The 20,586-nt window shown below is 70.5% G+C and carries 20 protein-coding genes and 1 tRNA gene; 13 read left to right on the top strand and 8 right to left on the bottom strand.

Going from position 1 to position 20,586, the window contains the following annotated elements; all coding sequences use genetic code 11:
* Positions 1 to 69: 69 nt before the first annotated feature.
* Complete coding sequence (locus AC1D29_RS08510) at positions 70 to 600, bottom strand: N-acetyltransferase family protein (protein ID WP_477896120.1); 531 nt, start codon at positions 598 to 600, stop codon at positions 70 to 72.
* A gap of 41 nt (positions 601 to 641) precedes the next feature.
* Here AC1D29_RS08510 and AC1D29_RS08505 point away from each other — a divergent pair, with 41 nt between their 5' ends.
* Entirely contained in the window at positions 642 to 1,538 is an 897-nt protein-coding gene (locus AC1D29_RS08505) for an alpha/beta fold hydrolase (RefSeq protein WP_477896118.1), read from the top strand.
* A gap of 3 nt (positions 1,539 to 1,541) precedes the next feature.
* Complete coding sequence (locus tag AC1D29_RS08500) at positions 1,542 to 2,324, top strand: substrate-binding periplasmic protein (protein ID WP_477896116.1); 783 nt, start codon at positions 1,542 to 1,544, stop codon at positions 2,322 to 2,324.
* Here the strand turns inward: AC1D29_RS08500 and AC1D29_RS08495 are convergent.
* The gene (locus tag AC1D29_RS08495; protein WP_477896114.1) at positions 2,305 to 2,544 is read right to left on the bottom strand and encodes a DUF4212 domain-containing protein; all 240 of its coding nucleotides are present in this window, start codon (positions 2,542 to 2,544) and stop codon (positions 2,305 to 2,307) included. The two genes, AC1D29_RS08500 and AC1D29_RS08495, sit on opposite strands and share 20 nt — an antisense overlap.
* Positions 2,537 to 4,714, bottom strand: coding sequence for a S9 family peptidase (locus AC1D29_RS08490; RefSeq protein WP_477896112.1), 2,178 nt, complete (start codon positions 4,712 to 4,714; stop codon positions 2,537 to 2,539). The genes AC1D29_RS08495 and AC1D29_RS08490 overlap by 8 nt, the downstream gene beginning before the upstream one ends.
* A 109-nt stretch (positions 4,715 to 4,823) precedes the next feature.
* Here AC1D29_RS08490 and prfB point away from each other — a divergent pair.
* From prfB to AC1D29_RS08470, 4 genes are all read left to right on the top strand, one after another.
* Positions 4,824 to 5,928 (top strand): peptide chain release factor 2 gene (prfB, locus tag AC1D29_RS08485; RefSeq protein WP_477896110.1). Its coding sequence is split into 2 segments (ribosomal slippage): positions 4,824 to 4,904 and positions 4,906 to 5,928, totalling 1,104 coding nucleotides; the frame shifts between segments, so codons are not numbered across the junction.
* A 101-nt stretch (positions 5,929 to 6,029) separates the two neighbouring features.
* Positions 6,030 to 8,684 carry an aminopeptidase N gene (gene pepN, locus AC1D29_RS08480; protein WP_477896108.1) on the top strand — a complete coding sequence of 885 codons (2,655 nt, stop codon included), beginning with the start codon at positions 6,030 to 6,032 and terminating at the stop codon, positions 8,682 to 8,684.
* The gene (locus tag AC1D29_RS08475; protein WP_477896106.1) at positions 8,681 to 9,697 is read left to right on the top strand and encodes a class 1 fructose-bisphosphatase; all 1,017 of its coding nucleotides are present in this window, start codon (positions 8,681 to 8,683) and stop codon (positions 9,695 to 9,697) included. Before pepN ends, AC1D29_RS08475 begins: the two co-directional genes overlap by 4 nt.
* Positions 9,698 to 9,730: 33 nt before the next feature.
* A tRNA-Thr gene (locus AC1D29_RS08470) sits at positions 9,731 to 9,806 on the top strand.
* 77 nt (positions 9,807 to 9,883) lie between these two features.
* Here AC1D29_RS08470 and AC1D29_RS08465 read toward each other — a convergent pair.
* The 3 genes from AC1D29_RS08465 to AC1D29_RS08455 form a co-directional block, all read right to left on the bottom strand.
* On the bottom strand, positions 9,884 to 10,519 hold the full coding sequence (locus tag AC1D29_RS08465) for a YiaD family glycine zipper/OmpA-like lipoprotein (protein WP_477896223.1): 636 nt from the start codon (positions 10,517 to 10,519) through the stop codon (positions 9,884 to 9,886).
* Between the two features lie 191 nt (positions 10,520 to 10,710).
* On the bottom strand, positions 10,711 to 10,899 hold the full coding sequence (locus tag AC1D29_RS08460) for a CsbD family protein (RefSeq protein ID WP_477896104.1): 189 nt from the start codon (positions 10,897 to 10,899) through the stop codon (positions 10,711 to 10,713).
* Positions 10,900 to 11,249: 350 nt separating this feature from the next.
* The gene (locus tag AC1D29_RS08455) at positions 11,250 to 11,711 is read right to left on the bottom strand and encodes a hemerythrin domain-containing protein (protein WP_477896102.1); all 462 of its coding nucleotides are present in this window, start codon (positions 11,709 to 11,711) and stop codon (positions 11,250 to 11,252) included.
* 143 nt (positions 11,712 to 11,854) lie between these two features.
* Between AC1D29_RS08455 and AC1D29_RS08450 the strand changes: the two genes are divergently transcribed.
* Together AC1D29_RS08450 and AC1D29_RS08445 are read left to right on the top strand one after the other, a co-directional pair.
* Positions 11,855 to 12,268: a CBS domain-containing protein gene (locus AC1D29_RS08450; protein WP_477896100.1), complete on the top strand. Its 414-nt coding sequence runs from the start codon at positions 11,855 to 11,857 to the stop codon at positions 12,266 to 12,268.
* A 52-nt stretch (positions 12,269 to 12,320) separates the two neighbouring features.
* On the top strand, positions 12,321 to 13,649 hold the full coding sequence (locus tag AC1D29_RS08445; protein WP_477896098.1) for a PQQ-dependent sugar dehydrogenase: 1,329 nt from the start codon (positions 12,321 to 12,323) through the stop codon (positions 13,647 to 13,649).
* Positions 13,650 to 13,662: 13 nt separating this feature from the next.
* Here AC1D29_RS08445 and rpoN read toward each other — a convergent pair whose 3' ends face one another.
* The gene (gene rpoN, locus AC1D29_RS08440; RefSeq protein ID WP_477896096.1) at positions 13,663 to 15,153 is read right to left on the bottom strand and encodes an RNA polymerase factor sigma-54; all 1,491 of its coding nucleotides are present in this window, start codon (positions 15,151 to 15,153) and stop codon (positions 13,663 to 13,665) included.
* A gap of 332 nt (positions 15,154 to 15,485) precedes the next feature.
* Here rpoN and AC1D29_RS08435 point away from each other — a divergent pair, with 332 nt between their 5' ends.
* The 5 genes from AC1D29_RS08435 to AC1D29_RS08415 all read left to right on the top strand — a co-directional run bounded on the left by AC1D29_RS08435 (position 15,486) and on the right by AC1D29_RS08415 (position 20,013).
* Complete coding sequence (locus AC1D29_RS08435; RefSeq protein ID WP_477896094.1) at positions 15,486 to 15,800, top strand: BON domain-containing protein; 315 nt, start codon at positions 15,486 to 15,488, stop codon at positions 15,798 to 15,800.
* A gap of 37 nt (positions 15,801 to 15,837) precedes the next feature.
* Complete coding sequence (locus AC1D29_RS08430; protein WP_477896092.1) at positions 15,838 to 16,104, top strand: hypothetical protein; 267 nt, start codon at positions 15,838 to 15,840, stop codon at positions 16,102 to 16,104.
* Positions 16,062 to 17,021: an AI-2E family transporter gene (locus AC1D29_RS08425; protein ID WP_477896090.1), complete on the top strand. Its 960-nt coding sequence runs from the start codon at positions 16,062 to 16,064 to the stop codon at positions 17,019 to 17,021. Before AC1D29_RS08430 ends, AC1D29_RS08425 begins: the two co-directional genes overlap by 43 nt.
* Before the next feature lie 150 nt (positions 17,022 to 17,171).
* Positions 17,172 to 19,448, top strand: a complete 2,277-nt coding sequence (locus AC1D29_RS08420; RefSeq protein WP_477896088.1) for an ATP-binding protein — start codon at positions 17,172 to 17,174, stop codon at positions 19,446 to 19,448.
* 109 nt (positions 19,449 to 19,557) lie between these two features.
* Positions 19,558 to 20,013: a PA2169 family four-helix-bundle protein gene (locus AC1D29_RS08415; RefSeq protein ID WP_477896086.1), complete on the top strand. Its 456-nt coding sequence runs from the start codon at positions 19,558 to 19,560 to the stop codon at positions 20,011 to 20,013.
* A gap of 32 nt (positions 20,014 to 20,045) precedes the next feature.
* Here the strand turns inward: AC1D29_RS08415 and AC1D29_RS08410 are convergent, their stop codons facing one another.
* Positions 20,046 to 20,558 (bottom strand): hypothetical protein, encoded by a 513-nt coding sequence (locus AC1D29_RS08410; protein ID WP_477896084.1) that lies wholly within the window; start codon positions 20,556 to 20,558, stop codon positions 20,046 to 20,048.
* Positions 20,559 to 20,586: the final 28 nt, after the last annotated feature.

Raw genomic sequence — 20,586 nt, 5'->3', positions numbered from 1 at the left:
AGCCACCGCCCCCCGCCCCGGTCTCATGGATTGCCCGGAGCCGACACCGCCCCGTCAGCCGGGCTCAGTTCAGATGGACAGCCAGCTCGACGGTGACCACATGCTGGGGCGGTCGCCCTCGGCATAGCGCTCCAGCGCGTCGCCGGTCAGGCGGCAGATGCGCCACTCGGGCAGCACGTCCGCGCCCAGCTTCTCGTAGAAGCGGATGGCGTCCTCGTTCCAGTCCAGCACGGTCCAGTCGAAGCGGCCGTAGTCGCGCTCGCAGGCCAGCTGGGCGAGTTGGATGATCAGTGCCCGACCCAGCCCGCTGCGCCGGTGGGCCGGGCGCACGTAAAGGTCTTCCAGGTACAGCCCCGGCTTGGCCAGGAAGGTCGAGAAGTTGGTATAGAACAGCGCGAAGGCGACCACTTCGCCGTTCACCTCCCCCACCATGCACTCCGCGGCCGGGCGCTCGCCGAACAGGTGCGGTGCCAGCCCCTCGGGCGTCACTTCGAGCAGATGCGTCAGGTTCTCGAACTGGGCCAGTTCGCCGATGAGCTGGACGATGGCATTCAGGTCGCGCAGCTCGGCGGCGCGGATGTCGTGGCGGGGTGCAGGCATGGCGCCATTGTCGGTGGAGTGCGGTGTCCTACAGTGCGGATATGCCCGATATCTACACCCCAAGTCGCCACCACGACAGCGAATTTGTGAGCCTGCGTGGCCTGCGCCATCACATCCTGCGCTGGGGTGCGCCCCAGGCCGGCCGGCCGCCGCTGGTCATGGTGCATGGCTGGATGGATGTCGGCGCGTCCTTCCAGTTCGTCGTCGACGCGCTGCAGGCCGAACGCCAGGTCATCGCGCTGGACTGGCGCGGCTTCGGCCTCAGCGAGACGACCGGCGCCGACAGCTACTGGTTCCCCGACTACCTCGGCGACCTCGACGCGCTGCTCGATCAGCTGAGCCCCGACGCGCCGGTGGACCTGCTGGGCCACAGCATGGGCGGCAACGTCGTCATGAGCTATGCCGGCGTGCGCCCGCAGCGGGTGCGCCGCCTCGTCAACCTCGAAGGCTTCGGCATGCCCGACGTCTCGCCCGCCGCCGCGCCCGAGCGCCTGGCCAAGTGGCTGGACGAGCTGAAGGACCCGCCAGCGCTGCGGCCCTATGCGACGCTGGCCGACGTGGCCGAGCGGCTGCGCAAGAACAACCCGCGCCTGGCCCGCGACAAGGCCGCCTGGCTGGCCGGGCACTGGGCGCGTGAGACACCCGAAGGCTTTCAGCTCAACGCCGACCCGGCGCACAAGCTTGCCAACCCGATGCTGTACCGCAAGGCCGAGGTGCTGGCCTGCTGGCAGCGCATCGCGGCGCCGACGCTGTGGGTGGAAGGCAGCGACGACCAGCTGACGCGCTTCTGGGGCACGCGCTACCCGCGCGAGGATTTCGAAGCCCGCCTGGCCCTGGTGCCGGACCTGCAGCGCGCCGTGCTGCAGGACGCCGGCCACATGCTGCACCACGACCAGCCCGAGGCGCTGGCCGCCGTGCTGGAGCCCTTCCTGGCCTGAGCCATGAGGTGCACCGCCGTCGCGCTGCTGCTGGTGCTGGCCTCAGCCGGCGCGCGGGCGGGCTGCACACGCGAGCTCAGCGTCGGCATCTCGGACCTCGGCTTCAGCGCCTATCTGCAACGCGGTGAATGGCGGGGCATCACGCCCGAGCTGATGGCCGAGCTGGCCCGACGCAGCGGTTGCCGGCTGACGCTGAGCCCGCGGCCACGGGCCCGGGTGGTGCACGAGTTCGAACAAGGCCAGCTGGACGTCATCACCTCCTCGATGCAGGCGCCGGAGCGCGACCGCGTGGGCCACTTTCTGCCCTACGCCCACACGGAGCTGGACTTGATCGTCATCGGCGAGACGGTGCCGCGCTCGCTGGGTGAGCTGCGCCAGCGCCCCGACCTCAAGCTCGGCGTGGTGCGCGGCGTGCGGCTGGGGCGGGTGCTGGGCGCGGTCGTCGACGGCATGCTGGCCAGCCGCCAGGCCGAGTACTCGCCGGACTTCGACAACCTCGCCGCCAAGATCGGCGCGGGGCGGGTGCTGCAGGCAGCGCTGATCCCCAGCACCATCCACGCCAAGATGCGCCGCGACGGCCAATTGCCGTCCCGGGCCGTGGCGGTGGACCTGCCCGAGGCAGCGGCGGAGCCCATCGGCCTGTACCTGAACCGCAGGAACGTCACGGCGGATGACGTGCAGCTGCTGCAACGCCACCTGCGCCGCGAAGGCTGGATCCAGGCCACCTACGCCCGCCACGTCGGCGAGGCCGAGGCGCGGCGGCTGTTCAGGAACGAGGCTCTTTGACCTCGGCGTCCAGCCGCGCCATTGCCCGCGCATAGACGATGACGATGGCGCAAAAGCCCAGCAGCGCGCCCTGCGACGCCAGCCAGAACGCCAGCGGCCAGCCGAACACCTCCACGCTGAGCTCGCGCGCGAAGTAGACCGGCGCGAACGCGACCAGCCCCCAGGCCAGCAGCAGCCAGACCGTCAGGCGGCGCGTGCGGCGCCAGTAGGTGTCACTCATCCAGCAGCCCCCATTGCTGCAGCATGAAGCCGTAGGTGCGCGCGGTCTCGCGCAACGCGTCGAAGCGGCCCGACGCGCCGCCGTGGCCTGCCGTCATGTTGATGTCGAACAGCACCGGGCCGCTGCCGGTGTTCAGGCTGCGCAGCCGGGCGACGTACTTGGCCGCCTCCCAGTACGGCACCTGGCTGTCGTTGATGGCGGTCTTGGCCAGCACCGCCGGATAGGCCGCGGGCTTCAGGTTGTCATAGGGGCTGTAGGCGCGCATCCAGGCGTATTCGGCGGCCTTGTTCGGGTTGCCCCATTCGATGTATTCCTCGGTCGTCAGCGGCAGGCTGGCGTCCAGCATGGTGTTGATGACATCGACGAAGGGCACCTGGGCGACGACCGCCTTGAACAGGTCCGGCCGCAGGTTGGTGGCTGCGCCGACCAGCAGGCCGCCGGCGCTGCCGCCGTGGATGATCAACTGGCTGGGCTGGGTATAGCCCTGAGCCACCAGTGCCTCGGCGCAGGCGACGAAGTCGGTGAAGGTGTTCATCTTCTTGCCGAGCTTGCCGTCCAGGTACCAGCGCCGGCCCAGGTCGCCACCGCCGCGCACATGGGCGATCGCGTAGATGACGCCCCGGTCCAGCAGCGACAGCCGGCTGCTGGCAAAGCGCGGGTCGCTGGGCGCCCCGTAGCTGCCGTAGCCGTACAGCAGCAGCGGCTGCGGACCCGGGCGGCGCTTGTCCTTGCGGTAGACCAGGCTCACCGGCACATTGGTGCCATCCGGCGCCGCCACCCAGACGCGCTCGCTTGCGTACAGGCTGGCGTCATAGCCGCCCTGCACCGGCGCCACCTTCAGCAGCGCCAGCTTGCCGGTGGCGAGATCGGCCTCATAAGTGCTGGCCGGCGTGGTGAGCGAGTTGTAGGCGAAACGCACGCGCGGCGCGTCGAACTCGCGCTGCGGGGTCAGCACCGCGTTGTAGGCCACCTCGTTGAAGGCCACCTCGCGCGGCGCGCCAGCGGCCATCGGGTAGGTGCGCAGCTTGACCGAACCGCCTTCGCGGATCTGTGCGACGGCATGGGTCTTGAACGCTGTCACCCACTCGATCATCGCGTCGGCGCGGTGCGCGATCAGCTCGTGGCCGCGCTTCAGGTCCTGGGCGCCGAACAGCGCCCCCTTGCCGGCCTTCATGGGCAGGCGCAGCAGGCGGTAGTTCACGCCGCGGTCGTTGATGCGCAGCATCAGCTCGCCGCCGAAGGGCGTGACGGCGTACTCCTGGCCCGCCTTGCGCACCAGCACCTCGCGCCAGCGACCCTCGGGCTGGTCGGCCGGCAGCACGCGCCAGTCGAAGGTGTCCTTGGCCATGGAGCCCAGCATCAGCGTGCGGCCGTCCAGCGACTTGGTCAGCTGCAGGTTGAACAGCTCGCTGGGTTCCTCGTGCACCAGCACGTCGGGCGTGGCGGCGCCCAGTCGGTGGCGCCACAGCTGGTGCGAGCGCCGCGCGTCGTTGTGGCGGATGTAGAACAGCGTCCGGCTGTCGGCCGCCCAGACGAAGGCGTCCGCATGCGGCGTGCTGGCCACGACGCGGTCCTCACCGCTGGCCAGGTCGCGCACATGCAGCTCGAAGTCGCGCGCGCCCGTGCTGTCCACGCCGTAGGCCAGCAGCTTGTCGTCGGGGCTGACGGTCATGCCGTTCAGGTTGACGAACTTGCGCGTCTTGGCCAGTTCGTTCATGTCCAGCATGACCTGCTCGGGCGCCTTGGGGTCGTCCACGCGCGTCGGGCCCTGGGCCTCGCGGCGGAAGAAGACCGGGTACTGCTGGCCCACGTCGATGCGGCTGCTGTACCAGTAGCGCCCCTGGCGCTGCGGCACGGACTCGTCGCGCTGCTGCACGCGGCCCTTCATCTCCTCGAACAGCCGCTCCGTCGCGGCCGCGTGCGGCTTGAACCAGGCCTCGGCGTAGTCGGCCTCGGCCTGCAGGTGCGCGCGCACCTCCGGAGCGTCCTTCTCGCGCAGCCAGAAATAGTCGTCGATGCGGCGGTCGCCATGCACGCTGACGTCGCGCGGCTTCTTGGCCGCGACCGGCGGCGTGAGTGTGTCGGCCACGACGGGGCTGGTGGCCCAGATCAGGCTGGTGGCGAGCGCGGCCGTGTGGGCCAGCCTGCGCCAGGACGACGTCAAAGGCATGTCATTCATCTCCCGCCGGGCACCGCCCCCTGGCAGCTCCGCCCCGGCGGACGCGAGTGTGCCTGCCCGCCATGCAAAAATCGCCCCCTTTCTAGCCGTACCGCCCGTCATGGACATCGAACACATCAACCAAATCGGCAATACCTTGGCCGACCTCTCAGCGCGCACCGACGCGCTAAGGGGGTATCTTTGACTTCGATCGCAAGGCACTGCGCCTGAACGAAGTCAACGCCGCGCTGGAGAACCCCAAGGTCTGGGACGAACCCAAGCGCGCCCAGGAGCTCGGCAAGGAAAAGCGCACGCTGGAGGCGGTGGTCGACACGATCACGATGCTGACCGGCTCGCTGGCCGACAACGCCGAGCTGTTCGAGATGAGCCGCGAGGAAGGTGACGAGACCGGCATGCTGGCCATCGAGGCCGACGGGGCCAAGCTGCGCGAGAAGATCGAGGAGCTCGAGTTCCGCCGCATGTTCAACAACCCGGCGGACCCGCTGAACTGCTTCGTCGACATCCAGGCGGGCGCCGGCGGCACCGAGGCCTGCGACTGGGCCGGCATGCTGCTGCGCCAGTACCTGAAGTACTGCGAGCGCAAGGGCTTCAAGGCGACGCTGGAAGACGAGACGCCCGGCGACGTGGCCGGCATCAAGAGCGCGACCATCAAGGTCGAGGGCGAGTACGCCTTCGGCCTGCTGCGCACCGAGACCGGCGTGCACCGCCTGGTGCGCAAGAGCCCGTTCGACAGCTCCGGCGGCCGCCACACCTCGTTCGCGTCGCTGTTCGTCTACCCCGAGGTGGATGACTCGATCGAGATCGACATCAACCCGGCCGACGTGCGCACGGACACCTTCCGCGCCTCGGGCGCCGGCGGACAGCACATCAACAAGACCGACTCGGCGGTGCGCCTGACGCACATCCCGACCGGCATCGTCGTTCAGTGCCAGGATGGCCGCAGCCAGCACAGCAACCGCGACGTGGCCTGGAAGCGCCTGCGCTCGCGGCTGTACGACCATGAGATGCGCAAGCGCATGGAAGAGCAGCAGAAGCTGGAAGACACCAAGACCGACGTCGGCTGGGGTCACCAGATCCGCAGCTATGTGCTGGACCAGAGCCGCATCAAGGACTTGCGCACCAACTACGAGACGTCTGCGACGCAGAAGGTGCTGGACGGGGACCTCGACCCGTTCATCACCGAATCCCTGAAGCAAGGCGTCTGATGACGCGCACCGTCGGCCTGCCAAGACGTCTGGCCGACCTCAGGCTGCCGCAGCCCCGCCGCGGCAGCCATTGACCCATTCCCTCCCCCAAGGAAGCCCACATGCGTGAAGGCACCGCTCCGACGATCCAGCGGCTGGACTACCAGCAGCCGGCCTACTGGATCCGCAAGGTCGACCTGACCTTCGACCTCGACCCGGCCAAGACCCTGGTCACGAGCAAGATGCAGGTCGAGCGCAACCGCGACGTGCCGCACGGCCCGCTGCGCCTGCACGGCGAGGAACTCAACCTGCTGCGCGTGCTCATCGACGGCAGCTCGGTGTCCTTCCGCCAGGAAGGCCATGAGCTGATCATCGAAGGCGCGCCGGACGCGGACTTCGCGCTGGAGATCCGCAACACCACCTGCCCGGACAAGAACACGGCCCTGTCGGGCCTGTACACCTCCGGCGGCAGCTTCTTCACGCAGTGCGAGGCCGAGGGCTTCCGCCGCATCACCTACTTCCTGGACCGCCCGGACGTGATGGCCGTCTACACGGTCACGCTGCGCGCCGACGCCGCCAAGTACCCGGTGCTGCTGGCCAACGGCAACCTGGTCGACAGCGGCGCGCTGGAGAACGGCCGCCACTTCGCCGTCTGGAACGACCCCTTCCCCAAGCCCAGCTACCTGTTCGCCGTCGTCGCCGGCGACCTGGTCGCGCGTGAGCAGCGCATCCGCACCCGCGCCGGCAAGGACCACCTGCTGCAGGTCTACGTGCGCCGGGGCGACCTGGAGAAGACCGAGCACGCGATGAACAGCCTCATCGCCTCCATCGTCTGGGACGAGGCGCGCTTCAAGCTGCCGCTGGACCTGGAGCGCTTCATGGTGGTCGGCGTGTCCGACTTCAACATGGGCGCGATGGAGAACAAGGGCCTGAACATCTTCAACACGTCGGCCCTCCTCGCTTCGCCGGCGACAGCCACGGACGTGGACTTCGCGCGCATCGAGTCCATCGTCGCGCACGAGTACTTCCACAACTGGACCGGCAACCGCGTCACCTGCCGCGACTGGTTCCAGCTGTCGCTGAAGGAAGGCCTGACGGTCTTCCGCGACCAGGAATTCAGCATGGACATGGCCGGCACGCCATCGGCCCGCGCCGTCTGCCGCATCCAGGACGTGCGCCAGCTGCGCGCCATGCAGTTCCCCGAAGACAGCGGCGCCATGGCCCACCCGGTGCGCCCGGACAGCTACAGCGAGATCAACAACTTCTACACCGCCACCGTCTACGAGAAGGGCGCGGAGGTGGTGCGCATGTACCAGACGCTGGTCGGCCGCACCGGCTTCGAGGCGGGCATGAAGCTGTACTTCGAGCGCCACGACGGCCAGGCCGTCACGTGCGACGACTTCGCGCAGGCGATCGCCGATGCCAACCCCGGCTCCGCGCTGAGCACGCGGCTGGACGCCTTCAAGCGCTGGTACGCGCAAGCCGGCACGCCGCGCGTGACCGCCCGCGGCGAATACGACGCCGCCACGCAGGCCTTCACCCTGAGGCTGACGCAGCAGACGCCGGCCACGCCAGGGCAGACGGACAAGCAGCCGCAGGTCATCCCCATCGTCATGGGCCTGCTGGACCGCCACGGCGTGGCGCTGCCGCTGGACGCCGACGGCAAGACCGAACGCGTGCTGGTGCTGGACCAGGCCGAACAGACCTTCGTCTTCGAGAACATCGCCAGCGAGCCCGTGCCGTCGCTGCTGCGCGGCTTCTCGGCGCCGGTGGTGCTGGAAGACGGCTTGTCGGACGCCGGCCTGCTGGTGCTGATGCGCCACGACAGCGACGCCTTCAACCGCTGGGAAGCCGGCCAGCGCCTGGCGCTGAACCGCATCCTGCACGCGCTGCGCGCTGAGCAGCCGCTGGTGCTGAGCCCGGTGTTCATCGATGCGATGCGCGCCCTGCTCAACCACCCTGACCTGGACCCGGCCTTCAAGGAACTGGCACTGACGCTGCCCGGCGAAAGCTACATCGCCGAGCAGCTGGACGTCGTCGACCCGCAGGCCATCCACGCCGCCGTCATGGCCGCCCAGCAGCAGCTCGCCAGCGCGCTGCGCGACGACTGGGCCGCGGCCTTCGAGGCCCACCAGATCCAGGGCGGCTACACGCCCGACCCGGTGTCGTCGGGCAAGCGTGCGCTGGCCAATCTGGCGCTGGCCATGCTGGTGCTGGACGCGCAGGCCACCGGCGACACGGTCTGGCCCGGCAAGGCCTACCAGCGCTTCAAGGACGCATCCAACATGACCGAGCGCATGGGCGCGCTGTCGGCGCTGGTCGCGGCCAACGCCGAGCTGGCCAAGCCGGCTCTGGAGCGCTTCCACGCACTGTTCAAGGACGACCCGCTGGTCGTGGACAAGTGGTTCTCGCTGCAGGCCCGCGCACCCGAGGCCGACGGCCGCGTGTTCGCGCGCGTGAAGTCGCTGCTCAAGCACCCCGACTTCAGCCTGAAGAACCCCAACCGCGCGCGCAGCCTGCTGGCCTCGCTGTGCATGTTCAACCCGGCTGCCTTCCACCGCGCCGACGCGGCGGGCTATGTGTTCTGGGCCGAGCAGGTGCTGGCCATCGACGCCATCAACCCGCAGCTCGCCAGCCGCCTGGCCCGCGCGATGGACCGCTGGGCCCAGCTGGCCGAGCCCTACCGCACCGCCGCCCGCGAGGCCATCGCCCGCGTCGCGGCCAAACCCGATCTCTCCAGCGACGTGCGCGAAATCGTCGAAAGGGCCCTGGCATGACCCGCCGCATCAGTCTCACGCAGTACCTCGTCGAACAGCAACGCGAGCACGGCCACATCCCGCAGGAGCTGCGCCTCTTGATCGAGGTCGTCGCCCGCGCCTGCAAGCGCATCGCCATCTCGGTCAACAAGGGCGCGCTGGGCGAGGTGCTGGGGACCGCCGGCAGCGAGAACGTGCAGGGCGAGGTGCAGAAGAAGCTGGACATCATCGCCAACGAGGTGCTGATCGAGGCCAACGAATGGGGCGGCCACCTGGCGGCCATGGCCAGCGAGGAGATGGACGGCATTTACGTCGTGCCCAACCGCTACCCGCAAGGCGAATACCTGCTGCTGTTCGACCCGCTGGACGGCTCGTCCAACATCGACGTCAACGTGTCCATCGGCACCATCTTCAGCGTGCTGCGCAAGGTGGGCCATTCGCGCGGCGTGGCCGAGGAAGACTTCCTGCAACCCGGCAAGCAGCAGGCCGCGGCCGGCTACTGCGTCTACGGCCCACAGAGCACGCTGGTGCTGACGGTGGGCGACGGCGTGGCCGTCTTCACGCTGGACCGCGAGACGGGCTCGTGGGTGCTGACGCAGGACCAGGTGAGGATTCCCGAGGACACCAAGGAATTCGCGATCAACATGTCCAACATGCGCCACTGGGCTCCGCCGGTGAGCCGCTACATCGAGGAATGCCTGGCCGGATCCACCGGTCCGCGCGGCAAGGACTTCAACATGCGCTGGGTGGCCAGCATGGTGGCCGACGTGCACCGTATCCTGACCCGCGGCGGCGTGTTCCTCTACCCCTGGGACCAGCGCGAGCCCGACAAGCCCGGCAAGCTGCGCCTGCTGTACGAGGCCAACCCCATGGCCTTCCTCGTCGAGCAGGCCGGTGGCGCGGCCGTCAACGGCACCGAGCGCATCATGGACCTGAAGCCCACCAAGCTGCACGAGCGCGTGGCCGTGGCACTGGGCTCCAGGAACGAGGTGGAGCGCATTGCCGCTTACCACGCACAAGCTACCGAAAAATAGTGGCTATAATCTTGGGCTGACTTCAGTGTCAGGGCCGGCATAGCTCAGTTGGTAGAGCAGCGCATTCGTAATGCGAAGGTCGGGGGTTCGACTCCTCTTGCCGGCACCAGTCAACAAGCACAAAGCCCAACCTCACCGGTTGGGCTTTGCTGTTTCTGGGCCTCGAAGGCCCAGGGTTGGGCGGCTTCAGCCCTGCTCGGACAGGAAGATCTCGACGCGGCGGTTGGCCGCGCGACCCGACTCGGTGTCGTTGCTGGCCACCGGCTCATGCGAGCCGCGGCCGGCCACGCTGACCCGCGACGCGGACACGCCGCGCGCGTTCAGGTAGTCGCGCACGGCGAGCGCCCGGTCGCGTGACAACGGGTCGTTGATGGCGTCGCTGCCCGTGCTGTCGGTATGGCCGACCACGGTCACGCGCACGCTGGGATCGAGGTTGCGGCTGATCTCGTCGAGCACCGGGCGCATCTGCGGTCGGATGTCGGCGCGGCCGGTGTCGAAGGACACGTCGCTGGGCACGTTGAGCTTGAGGCGGTTGTCCTCCGTGCGGGCGACCTCCACGCCGGTGCCCTGGCTGGCGCGGGCCAGGGCCTCGCGCTTGTCTTCCATGTGCTTGGACCACAGGTTGCCGGCCACGGCGCCCACCGCGCCGCCGATGACGGCACCACGCCCGGCGCTGCCACCGGTGACCGAGCCGATGATCGCGCCGGCCACGGCGCCGGCACCGGCCCCCTTGGCGGTGCCCTGCTCGCGTTCGCTCATGGACGAGCAGCCGGCGGCGAGGGCGAGGGCGGCGATCAGTGCGGCCGTACCGGTGCGGCGCAGGACGGAAGTGTTGGCGAGGGCTTGCATGTGCATGTCTCCTGACGGGATGGAATGCAGGCATCGTCCACCAGCGATGGACACCGAGTTGTCATCACGCACCCCGCCATCGCGTCATCCTCGTCCTACCTGGGCGCGACAAGGCCGCCGGGCCTTGCGGGACCGGCGGCCTGCTGACTGCGGCTGAGCCGAGGTCAGATCTTGCGCGTGGTGCTGTCCTTGATGACTTCCTTCGCATCGCCGACGGCCTTCTGGACCTTGCCTTCAACCTGCGTCGCGGCGCCCTTGACCTGCTGGTCGGTGCTGCCGATGGCCTCGCCCAGCTTGCGCTGCGCTTTGCCGGCCACGTCCTTCACGCTTCCCTTGATTTGGTCACTGTTCATCACTTGCTCCTTTGCAGTTGGCCCTTGTGACTGAGATGCCTAACGGGCTGCCTGCAGACTACTTGTGGCGCCGCGGCGCACTCACCAGCAATCGCCCCGTTAGGCCGTGGGCACCGTCCTACGTTGTGACGGCGGCCTTTGACAGGCAGCCGCTCCTCCTACGAACGCGTCGGTCGTCGTCTGCTGTGCGCCCGCTGGCGGGTCGGCGATTCTTGGGGCACCCACTTCAGGAGAACACCATGGGCAAGTACCTGCTGGCTTGGCTGCTCGGCGTCCCGGGCATCGTGCTGTTGATCGTCTACCTCTTCTTCCATTGAGGCAGGCCCGGCCGGGCCTGGCGGGCAGTCATGTCAGCCAGGCCCGTCCGACAGCAACAGCAGCACCTCATCCCGCCGGCCGACGATGCGCTCGCCGAGCAGATGCAGGTCCAGGCCGGCGCTCTCCAACCGCGCGAAGAGTTCACCCTCTTCCTGCCGTACATGCGCCCGCACGGCCCTCGCCAGCATGATGACGAGGGCGTCGAAACGTTCGTGGCCCGCGTCCAACGCCTCGATGGCCTCGACGAGCGCGCGCATGCCGTCATGCTCGCCCAGCGCTGCGTCGATCAATTCATCGTCCTGCAATGCCCGTCGCGCCGCCGGGTAGAGGATCTCTTCCTCGACCGTCGCGTGCGCCGTCAGCACCTGGCAGATCTGTCCCACCAGGCGCCCGCGCGCCTCGGCGTCGGCAGCGTCGCCGACCAACGCCTCATAGTGGGCAAACAGCCGACCGAGGGCGCGGTGATCGGCGCTGAGAAGGGCAAGGGCATGCATCATTGCGGGGGCGCCAGCACGGCGGCATCAAGCCTGGAAGCTGTGCGACCGGCAATCGGGGCACCTGATGGCCCGCTTGTGCAGCCTCAGCGACGCCCGGCACCGGTCTTGCCACCAGCACGCACCACCCACAGGAGAACACCATGTCGAAGATCGCCGAAATCATGTCCGCGGACGTGCAGACCATCCAGCCCCAGGAGAGCCTGCGCCGGGCCGCGCAACGCATGCGGGAGCTGGACGTCGGCGCCCTGCCCGTTTGCGAAGGCGAGCGACTGCTGGGCATGCTGACCGACCGCGACATCATCGTGCGCGGCATCGCCGACGGGCTCGATCCCGACACCGCGTGCGTGTCCGACATCATGAGCCCCGACGTCGAATGCTGCGGGCCCGAGCAAGATGCCGAGGACGCCAAGCGGCTGATGGGCGCGCGCCAGGTGCGGCGCCTGCCCGTCGTCGACGGCGACCGCGGGCTCGTGGGCATCGTCTCGCTGGGCGACCTGGCCGTGCGGCAGTCGGGCCACATTGACCAGGCCGTGCGAGGCATCTCGCAGCCTTGACTCCGGGCAGCGGCGCGGCGGGGCTGGGCACCCGCTTTGCCTGCGATTCCGCATGAACCTACTTCGTTCGCTTGGCCCCATCCTGGCTACCGTGGCGCTGCTGTGCGGCTGCGGTGAGAGCGCCCGGCTGCCGCCCGGCGCCGACATGGGCCCGCGCCCGACGCTGGCGGAGCCAGTCAACACCGCCCTGCCCACCATGCACATCGCGCCCGCCAAGCCCTGGCGCGACGGGCAGATGCCCACGCCGGCGGCGGGCCTGCAGGTGCAGCCGTATGCCAGCGAGCTGGACCATCCGCGCTGGCTGGCCGTGCTGCCCAATGGCGACGTGCTGGTGGCAGAGTCCAACGGGCCGCCGCGCCCGGACGACGGCAAGGGCATCAAGGCCTGGGTGGCCGGCAAGGTGATGGCGCGCGCCGGTGCCAAGGCGCCCAGCGCCAACCGCATCACGCTGCTGCGCGACGCCGACGGCGATGGCCGCGTCGAGCGGCGCGAGATCTTCCTGCAAGGGCTGAACTCGCCCTTCGGCATGGCGCTGGTGGGCGACCGCTTCTACGTCGCCAACACCGACGCCGTGCTGGAGTTCGCCTATGCGCCCGGCCAGACCACGCTGGTCGGCCCCGGCCGCAAGCTGACCGATCTGCCGGCCGGCACCATCAATCACCACTGGACCAAGAGCCTCATCGCCAGCCCCGACGGCAGCAAGCTCTACGCGACGGTCGGCTCCAACAGCAATGTGGCCGAGAACGGCATCGACGCCGAGGCAGGCCGCGCGGCCATCTGGGAGATCGACCGTGCCACCGGCCAGAAGCGGCTGTTCGCGACCGGGCTGCGCAACCCCAACGGCATGGCCTGGCTGCCTGCGCCGGGCGGCGGCGCGGCGCGGCTGTGGACGGTGGTCAACGAGCGCGACGAACTGGGCAGCGACCTGGTGCCCGACTACCTGACCGCCGTGCGCGACGGTGGCTTCTACGGCTGGCCCTACAGCTGGTACGGCGCGCACGTGGACAGCCGCGTGACGCCGCAGCGGCCCGACCTCGTCGCCAGCGCCATCGCGCCGGACTATGCGCTGGGCGCGCACGTGGCGCCGCTGGGCCTCACGGCGGCGGGCGCCGGCCTGTTGCCGGGCACCACCAAGGGAGGCGGCGTCTTTGTCGGCCTGCACGGCTCCTGGAACCGCCGCCCGCATTCGGGCTACAAGGTGGTCTACATCCCGTTCGTCGACGGCGCGCCGCAAGGCCAGCCGCAGGACGTGCTGACGGGCTTCCTGGGCCCCGACGGCGAGGCGCGCGGCCGCCCGGTGGGCGTGGCGATCGACTCACGCGGCGCGCTGCTGGTGGCCGACGACGTCGGCAACACCGTGTGGCGCGTCGTGCCCCGCTGACAGGGCTCCCGCCTCAGCAGTCGTGCCGGCGGCGCCGGTCCACCGCCTCGATCTTCAGCATCTGGCGGTACTTGGTGACCGTGCGCCGCGCCACCACCAAGCCTTGCTGGGCCAGCTGGCGCGTGATCTCGGCGTCGGACAGCGGGGCGTCGTGGCTCTCGGCCTCGATGATGTCCTTGATCAGGCCGCGGATGGCCGTGCCCGAGCAGGCGCTGCCGTTGGCGCTGACCATGGCGCGGCTGAAGAAGTACTTCAGCTCCAGCACGCCCACCGGCGTCGCCATGTACTTGTTGTTGGTCACACGCGAGACCGTGCTCTCGTGCACGCCCACCTCGTCGGCGATCTCGCGCAGGCCCAGTGGCTTCATCGCCATCGCGCCGTAGTCCAGGAAGTTGTGCTGGCGCTTCACGATGGCCTCGGCCACGTCCAGGATGGTCGAGAAGCGCTGCTCCACATTGCGCAGTGTCCAGCGCGCCTCCTGCAGATGCGCCCCCATCTCGGAGTTGGCCGGCGAGCGGTGGCGCTGGAACAGCTTGGCGTAGACCTGGTTGAGCCGCAGCCGGGGCACGATGGCCGGGTTGAGCTGCACCGTCCACTCGCCACGCACCTTCTTGACGATGACGTCGGGCACGACATAGGCCACCTGCGACGAGCCGAAGCGCCAGCCCGGGCGCGGGTCCAGCCGGCGGATACGGTCGCAGACGGCCTCCACGCGGGCCGGCGGCTCGCCGAGCTGGCGCGCCAGTGAGATGACGTCACGGGACGCCAGCGCCGGCAGATGGCCGCTGATGATGACCTGTGCCAGCGCGCGCGTGTCGGGGCAGGTGATGGCGGGCAGCTGCAGCAGCAGGCACTCGCCGACGTCGCGCGCGCCCACGCCGGCCGGGTCCAGCGACTGCACCATCTTCAGCGCGATCTGCATCTCCTGCAGGTCCGCCGTGGGCGACAGCGGCGCCACGGCCAGCAGCTCCTGCAGCGGCGTGCGCAGGTAGCCGTCGTCGTCCAGCGACTCGACGACCGTGCGCGCCAGCGCCAGGTCGCGCTCGGACAGCGGCAGCACATTCAGCTGTCCATGCAGATGAGCCGTCAGCGAGGTCTCGACGGCCATCATGTCCAGCGCGCTGAGCTCGCCATCCTCGCCGTGCCGCTGGCCCGTGCCGCCGTCGGCGGCCCACAGGTCGCGGTCGTTGTCGGCGTCGTCCGGCGGCGCGGCGCCCACCAACTCGGCTTCGGCGGCGTCGCTGCGCATCTCTTCGGCGGCGCTCTCCACCAGGCCGACCGGCGCGGCCGGGCCGTCGTCCGGCGCGCCCAGCGGCTGGCCGGCCTCCACGCCGCCGTCACCGCCATCGCCGTCTTCCGCTTCAAGGAAGGGATTCTTGCCCAGCGTGTCGCGCAGCATCGCCGCGAAATCCAGCGACGACATCTGCAGCAGGCGCACGGCGTGCTGCAGGCGGGGCGACAGGGTCTGGCTTTGCCGATGCTCGGTCCGAAGTTCAAGGGCCACGTCAGTTCCTCTCTGCGGTCAGGCGGCGCCGCGACGGCGCGACTCATGGCAGAGCAACGCAACGTCCATGCCGCCCCGGCGCCCTTGTCGCATCCTGAAACAAGGTCGGCGTTTTCCAAGGCATGACAGTGCGCCACGGCGACGACCGGCGGGGCCACACGACCACCCGCGTTGCAGGATTTACCGATCGCCCCGTCCGCCGTCGGCAATTGCGGTAAAGCCTGCCGGCTGGCCGGTCACGCGCGGCGGCCGCCGGGCGGCCTCGGCGGCGGCCGGGCACAGCGCTTGCCCTGGGCGGCTGCGAGCAACATTTCCTCGCACAAGGAGAACCCATGAAGAAGATCCTCATTGCATCGATGGTCGCCCTGGCCGCCCTGGCCACCGGCGGCTGCGCAGTCACCAGCGGCCAGAGCACCGTGGGCGAGTACGTCGATGACGCCACCATCGCCACCCGGGTGAAGGCGCGTTTCGCCGAGGACTCGCAGGTCAGCGCCATGCGCATCCAGGTGGAGGCGCTCAAGGGCACCGTGCAGCTGGCGGGCTTCGCCACGTCGCAGAACGAGAAGGACCGCGCCGGCCAGCTCGCGCGCGGCGTGCCCGACGTGAAGGAAGTGCGCAACAACATCATCGTGAAGCCGGCCAGCTGAGGCGGGCGGCGCGCGTGACCGGCCCGGCGGCGTCGCCATGAGCACCAACCCCGTACCGCGCCAGCTCGCGCGGGCCGAAGCCATGGCAGGCGCCGCCGCGTCGGCCCTGCCGCGCAGCGGCTGGGCGCTGCGCGGCCTCTTCTTCATCGCCCTGCTGTTCGCGGTGCGCGAGGCGCGCCCGCTGCTGGCGCCGCTGTTCATCGCCGTGCTGCTGACCTTTGCGCTGGCGCCCGCCGTGCGCTGGCTGCGCGCGCGCGCGGCGTGCCGGCCGTGCTCGCGGCGCTGCTGCTGGTCAGCGCGCTGATGATGAGCACCGTGCCGCTGGCCATGAGCCTGGCACGCCCCGCGGCCAGCTGGTGGGAGGCCGCGCCGACGACGGTGGCGCAGCTGCTGGAGCAGCTGGAGCGCGTGCGCGATGCCATCCCGGGCCTGCGCCCGCCGGCGGCGCGACCGGGCCGTGCGCCGGTCGTGGCGGCGCCGGACCCGCTGAAGGAGCGGCTGGCCACCGAGGGCGTGGCCTTCACCGGCCTGGTGCTGACGCGCGGCTTGTCCTTCCTGGTCGCCGCCAGCGCGACGCTGATCCTGCTGTACTTCCTGCTCGCATCGGAACACTGGCTGCTGTCGCGCCTGGTCGAGGCCATGCCGCGCCAGCGCTCCCGCGCGCTGCTGCTGGGCGGCGTGCGCGCGGCGCAGCGCGAGATCGGCAGCTACTTGGTGGCCGTGAGCGTCATCAACAGCGTGGTGGGGCTGATCATGGGGCTGGTGCTGTGGTCCCAGGGGCTGCCCAACCCGACGCTGTGGGGCGCCATCATCGCCGTGCTGTGCTTCGTGCCCTACCTGGGCCCGATGACGCTGATGGGCCTGCTGCTGCTGGCCGGCATCAGCGCCTTCGACAGTGGCTCGGCCGTGTTCGGCCCCATGGCCGCGTTCGCCGCCATCCACGTCGTCGAGAGCAACATCATCAGCCCGCTGATCGTCGGCCGGCGCCTGTCGCTGAGCCCCGTGTCGGTGTTCCTGTCGGTGCTGTTCTGGGGCTGGCTGTGGGGCATCGTCGGCGCGCTGATCGCCGTGCCGCTGCTGATCGCGCTGCGCAGCCTGTGCCGGCGCCGGCGCGGGCTGAGGCTGCTGCGGCGCTTCCTGGAGGGGGATCGCCAGGAGCCGCCGTCGCTGCGCTCGCTGCTGCGCCGGCCGCTCAAGCCGCCTCGCAGCCGCTACACCTAGCCGGGCAGGCACGCCGATTGCCCAAAGCGCGCGAGAAGAAGCGCGCAAGCGCGGTGCCGCCTCCGTCGGCCCACCGCTGTCGCGTTATGGTCGGGCCTGTCGTTCCAAAGCCCCAGCGTCACAGCGATTGAACCCGCGCCCCGAACCGCCATGCCGGTCACCATCCGTTCGCGTCTGCTCCTGCTCGTGTTGTCGGTGCTGCTGCCCGGCATGCTGGGCGTCGCCTGGCTGATCGCCAGCACCTACCAGGCCGAGCAGGACGCCCATCAGCGCACGCTGCGCGACACCTCGCGCGCGCTGTCCATGGTGATCAACGGCGAGCTGGCGCGCCGCGCCACCATCGCCCACGTGCTGTCGCAGTCGACGTCGCTGGACGGCAGCGTGCCGCTGGACGAGGAGCACCGCATCGCCTTCGAGCGCCTGGCGCGGCGTGCGATGCAGGGGCTGGACGGCTGGGTGGAGTTGCGCGCGCCGGGCCGGGTGCTGCTGAGCACGCGGCCGCCCGAAGGCAGCAGCACCGAGACCGCAGGCCCCGCGACGCTGAGCGCCGTGGCGCAGATGCTGCCGCTGACGCCTGACGCCGGCCAGGCGGCCGACGGCCCGGCGCCGCCGCTGCACGCCGCGTGGGTGGAACCGGTGCAGCGCGATGGCCAGCTGATCTACAACCTGGTCGTCACGGTGCTGCCCGCCGAGCTGCAGCGCGTCGTGCAGGCGCAGGCGCCGGCCCCGGGGTGGATAGGCACGGTCATGGACAACGGCGGCCGCGTCGTCGCCCGCCTGCCGCGCGGCGCCGAGCATGTCGGCCGCCCGGCCCGGGACGACCTGCGCCGCCAGATGGCGCGAGCCTCGGAAGGCGCATTCGAATCGGTCTCGCTCGACGGCCAACCCACGGCCGGCTACTTCAGCACCTCGGCGCTGGGCTGGAGCTACATCAGCGCGATGCCGCGCGAAGCCGCCGCCGGCTGGCTGCCCCAGGCGGTGCTGCGCATCGGCATCGGCACGCTGGTGCTGCTGGCGCTGGCGGTGGCTGGCGCGATCTGGGTGTCGCGCCGCATCGAGCGGCCGATCGGCGCGCTGAAGTCGGCGGCGCTGGACCTGCAGGCCGGCCGCCCGGTCAGCCTGCCGCCCACCGGCATGGCGGAATGCGACGACGTGGCGGCCGCACTGACCACAGCCGGCCGCGCGATGGCCAGCGCCCGCAACGAGCTGGAGGACAGCGTCGCGCAGGCGGTGGCGCGCACGCGGCTGGTGGAGCAGCGCGCCGCGCAGAGCCAGCGCGTCGAGGCGCTGGGCCGGCTGACGGGCGGCGTCGCGCACGAGTTCAACAACCTGCTGGGCGTCATCAGCAACAGCATGCACCTGATGATGCGCCACCCGGCCGCCGGCGAGCTGCAGGCACCCCTGGGCGCCACGCAGCGCTCGGTCGACAAGGGCAGCCAGCTGACGCAGCACCTGTTGCGTTTCTCGGGCCGGCGCGATGTGCGTGTGCAGACGCTGGCGCTGGCGCGCTACCTGCCCGAGGTGCAGGAGCTGATGCGCAGCGTGCTGGGCCGCCGCGTCGAGATCCAGGTCAACGTGGCGCCCAACACATGGCCGGTGCGCGTGGACGCCAGCGAACTGGACCTGGCCCTGGTCAACCTGGCGCTGAACGCCCACGACGCCATGCCCTCCGGCGGCCAGCTGCGGCTGCGCGCCAGCAACGCCGGCCCGGACGACAAGGAAGGCCTGGACAGCCTGGCCCCTGGCGACTACGTGGTGCTGACGGTCAGCGACGATGGCGTCGGCCTGGACCCGGCGCTGGTGGAGCATGCATTCGAGCCCTTCTTCACGACCAAGGGCGTGGGCCAGGGCAGCGGCCTGGGGCTCAGCCAGGTGCACGGCTTCGCGACGCAGGCCGGCGGCGGCGCGCGGCTGGCCAGCACGCCCGGCGTGGGCACGACGGTCACGCTGCTGCTGCCGGTGGCGCGCAATGCCGAACACCCGGCAGCGGTGCACCTGCCCGACGCGGCGCCGCAGAGCATCGCCGGCACCAGCGTGCTGCTGGTGGAGGACGACGAGGCGCTGGGCGACGTCACCGCGGCCCTGCTGATGGCCCACGGCGCCAAGGTCGTGCGCGCCGGCCAGGTGGACGCGGCGCTGCGCCTGCTGGATGCCGGCATCCCCACTGACATCGTGCTGACCGACGTCGTGATGCCGGGCGGGCGCGATGGCGTGGCGCTGGCGCGCGAGCTGCGCGTGCGGCGCCCGGAACTCCCCGTCGTGCTGATCAGCGGCTTCAACACCGCGGCGGTGGCCGAAGGTGAGTTCACGTTGCTGCGCAAGCCCTGCGCACCGGCCGAAATGCTGGCCACGCTGCAGCGCGCCATCGCCGGCGCCCGCGCCGCGGGCAACGCGCCGGCGCCGCCGCTGGCCAATCACAACCCCTAGCTGCCACCGTCCTGCGGCCGCGGGCACGCCGCCTGCCGGGAGAGGTCTCCGCGCTGACACGGCCGCGTGCCGCACAGCGCCTTCTCCGCCCCCCGCGAAAGGACTTCCCATGAGCAACGACGACATCATCGACAGCTTGAACGACCTAATCGAAACATCGAAGGACGGTGAGTACGGCTTTCGCGCCTCGGCCGAATACCTGCGCGACCCTGAACTCAAGCAGAGCTTCGTGACCCGTGCCGAGGAATGCCGCCAGGCGGCGGCTGAACTGCAGGCGCTGGTCGCGCGCTTCGGCGGCAAGGCCGAAGACAGCGGCACGGCGGTCGGTGCCATGCATCGCGGCTGGGTGGCCGTGAAGGGCACGCTGGCCGGCTACACCGACAAGGCCATCCTGGAAGAAACCGAGCGCGGCGAGGACAGCGCGCTGGCAGCCTACCGCAACGCGCTGGAAGACGCGCTGCCGCCCGACGTGCGCGCCGTCGTGGAGCGCCAGTACGAAGGCGTGAAGCGCAACCACGCGCAGATCCGCTCGCTGCGCAACCAGGCGCGCGCCGCGGCCGACTGACGTCGGCACGGCGGCCCCGGCGCGCGGCTGACCTAGTCGCGCCCGGGGCGCCGCTCTGCCGGGTCGACCTCGCCCGGCAGCGCCTCGGCATCGTCCGGCGCTGCCGCAGCCGCACCCCGCGCCCGCCTGGCCTTGCGGGCCCGCGGCCGGCCGTTCTCGTCGACGGCCTCTTCGTCATCCTCATCCTCGTCGTCCCGCGCCGCGCCATCGACCCGGCTCAGCGCGACGTCGGGATCTTCGTCATCCGGGTCGGCCTCGTTCTGGCCCGGCGTGAAGACGCGGTCCACGCCGATGTCGGCGCCGTCGCGCACGCCGGCGTCACCGTCGTCCGCCGCGGCCAGCGTCTCGCCCAGTGGCAGCGGTGCCTGCTGGTCGTCGCGCAGGGCAACATCGACGGGCAGGCCAGGGTCGGCGTTGTCGCCACCTTCCAGGCCGGCCATGTCGCTGCCGCTGTCGGAACTGTCGCCCGGCCCGAGGCGGTCGGCGCCACGGCCGGCGGCCTCGGTCGGTGCGGGCTGGATGCCGAGCAGGCTGCTGCGTGCCATGGGGTACCTCCGGAATGCATTGCGCGGG

The organism is Roseateles sp. P1_C6 (assembly GCF_056406315.1).
This window is presented reverse-complemented; position numbering and strand designations above follow the sequence as displayed.

Coding starts and splice junctions, on each gene's coding strand:
- AC1D29_RS08450 (WP_477896100.1), top strand. CDS start 11,855: ATGTCGAAGATCGCCGAAATCATGTCCGCGGACGTGCAGACCATCCAG.
- AC1D29_RS08500 (WP_477896116.1), top strand. CDS start 1,542: ATGAGGTGCACCGCCGTCGCGCTGCTGCTGGTGCTGGCCTCAGCCGGC.
- AC1D29_RS08445 (WP_477896098.1), top strand. CDS start 12,321: ATGAACCTACTTCGTTCGCTTGGCCCCATCCTGGCTACCGTGGCGCTG.
- pepN (WP_477896108.1), top strand. CDS start 6,030: ATGCGTGAAGGCACCGCTCCGACGATCCAGCGGCTGGACTACCAGCAG.
- AC1D29_RS08495 (WP_477896114.1), bottom strand. CDS start 2,544: ATGAGTGACACCTACTGGCGCCGCACGCGCCGCCTGACGGTCTGGCTG.
- AC1D29_RS08475 (WP_477896106.1), top strand. CDS start 8,681: ATGACCCGCCGCATCAGTCTCACGCAGTACCTCGTCGAACAGCAACGC.
- AC1D29_RS08410 (WP_477896084.1), bottom strand. CDS start 20,558: ATGGCACGCAGCAGCCTGCTCGGCATCCAGCCCGCACCGACCGAGGCC.
- AC1D29_RS08435 (WP_477896094.1), top strand. CDS start 15,486: ATGAAGAAGATCCTCATTGCATCGATGGTCGCCCTGGCCGCCCTGGCC.
- AC1D29_RS08430 (WP_477896092.1), top strand. CDS start 15,838: ATGAGCACCAACCCCGTACCGCGCCAGCTCGCGCGGGCCGAAGCCATG.
- AC1D29_RS08510 (WP_477896120.1), bottom strand. CDS start 600: ATGCCTGCACCCCGCCACGACATCCGCGCCGCCGAGCTGCGCGACCTG.
- AC1D29_RS08455 (WP_477896102.1), bottom strand. CDS start 11,711: ATGCATGCCCTTGCCCTTCTCAGCGCCGATCACCGCGCCCTCGGTCGG.
- AC1D29_RS08460 (WP_477896104.1), bottom strand. CDS start 10,899: ATGAACAGTGACCAAATCAAGGGAAGCGTGAAGGACGTGGCCGGCAAA.
- AC1D29_RS08420 (WP_477896088.1), top strand. CDS start 17,172: ATGCCGGTCACCATCCGTTCGCGTCTGCTCCTGCTCGTGTTGTCGGTG.
- AC1D29_RS08490 (WP_477896112.1), bottom strand. CDS start 4,714: ATGCCTTTGACGTCGTCCTGGCGCAGGCTGGCCCACACGGCCGCGCTC.
- AC1D29_RS08505 (WP_477896118.1), top strand. CDS start 642: ATGCCCGATATCTACACCCCAAGTCGCCACCACGACAGCGAATTTGTG.
- AC1D29_RS08415 (WP_477896086.1), top strand. CDS start 19,558: ATGAGCAACGACGACATCATCGACAGCTTGAACGACCTAATCGAAACA.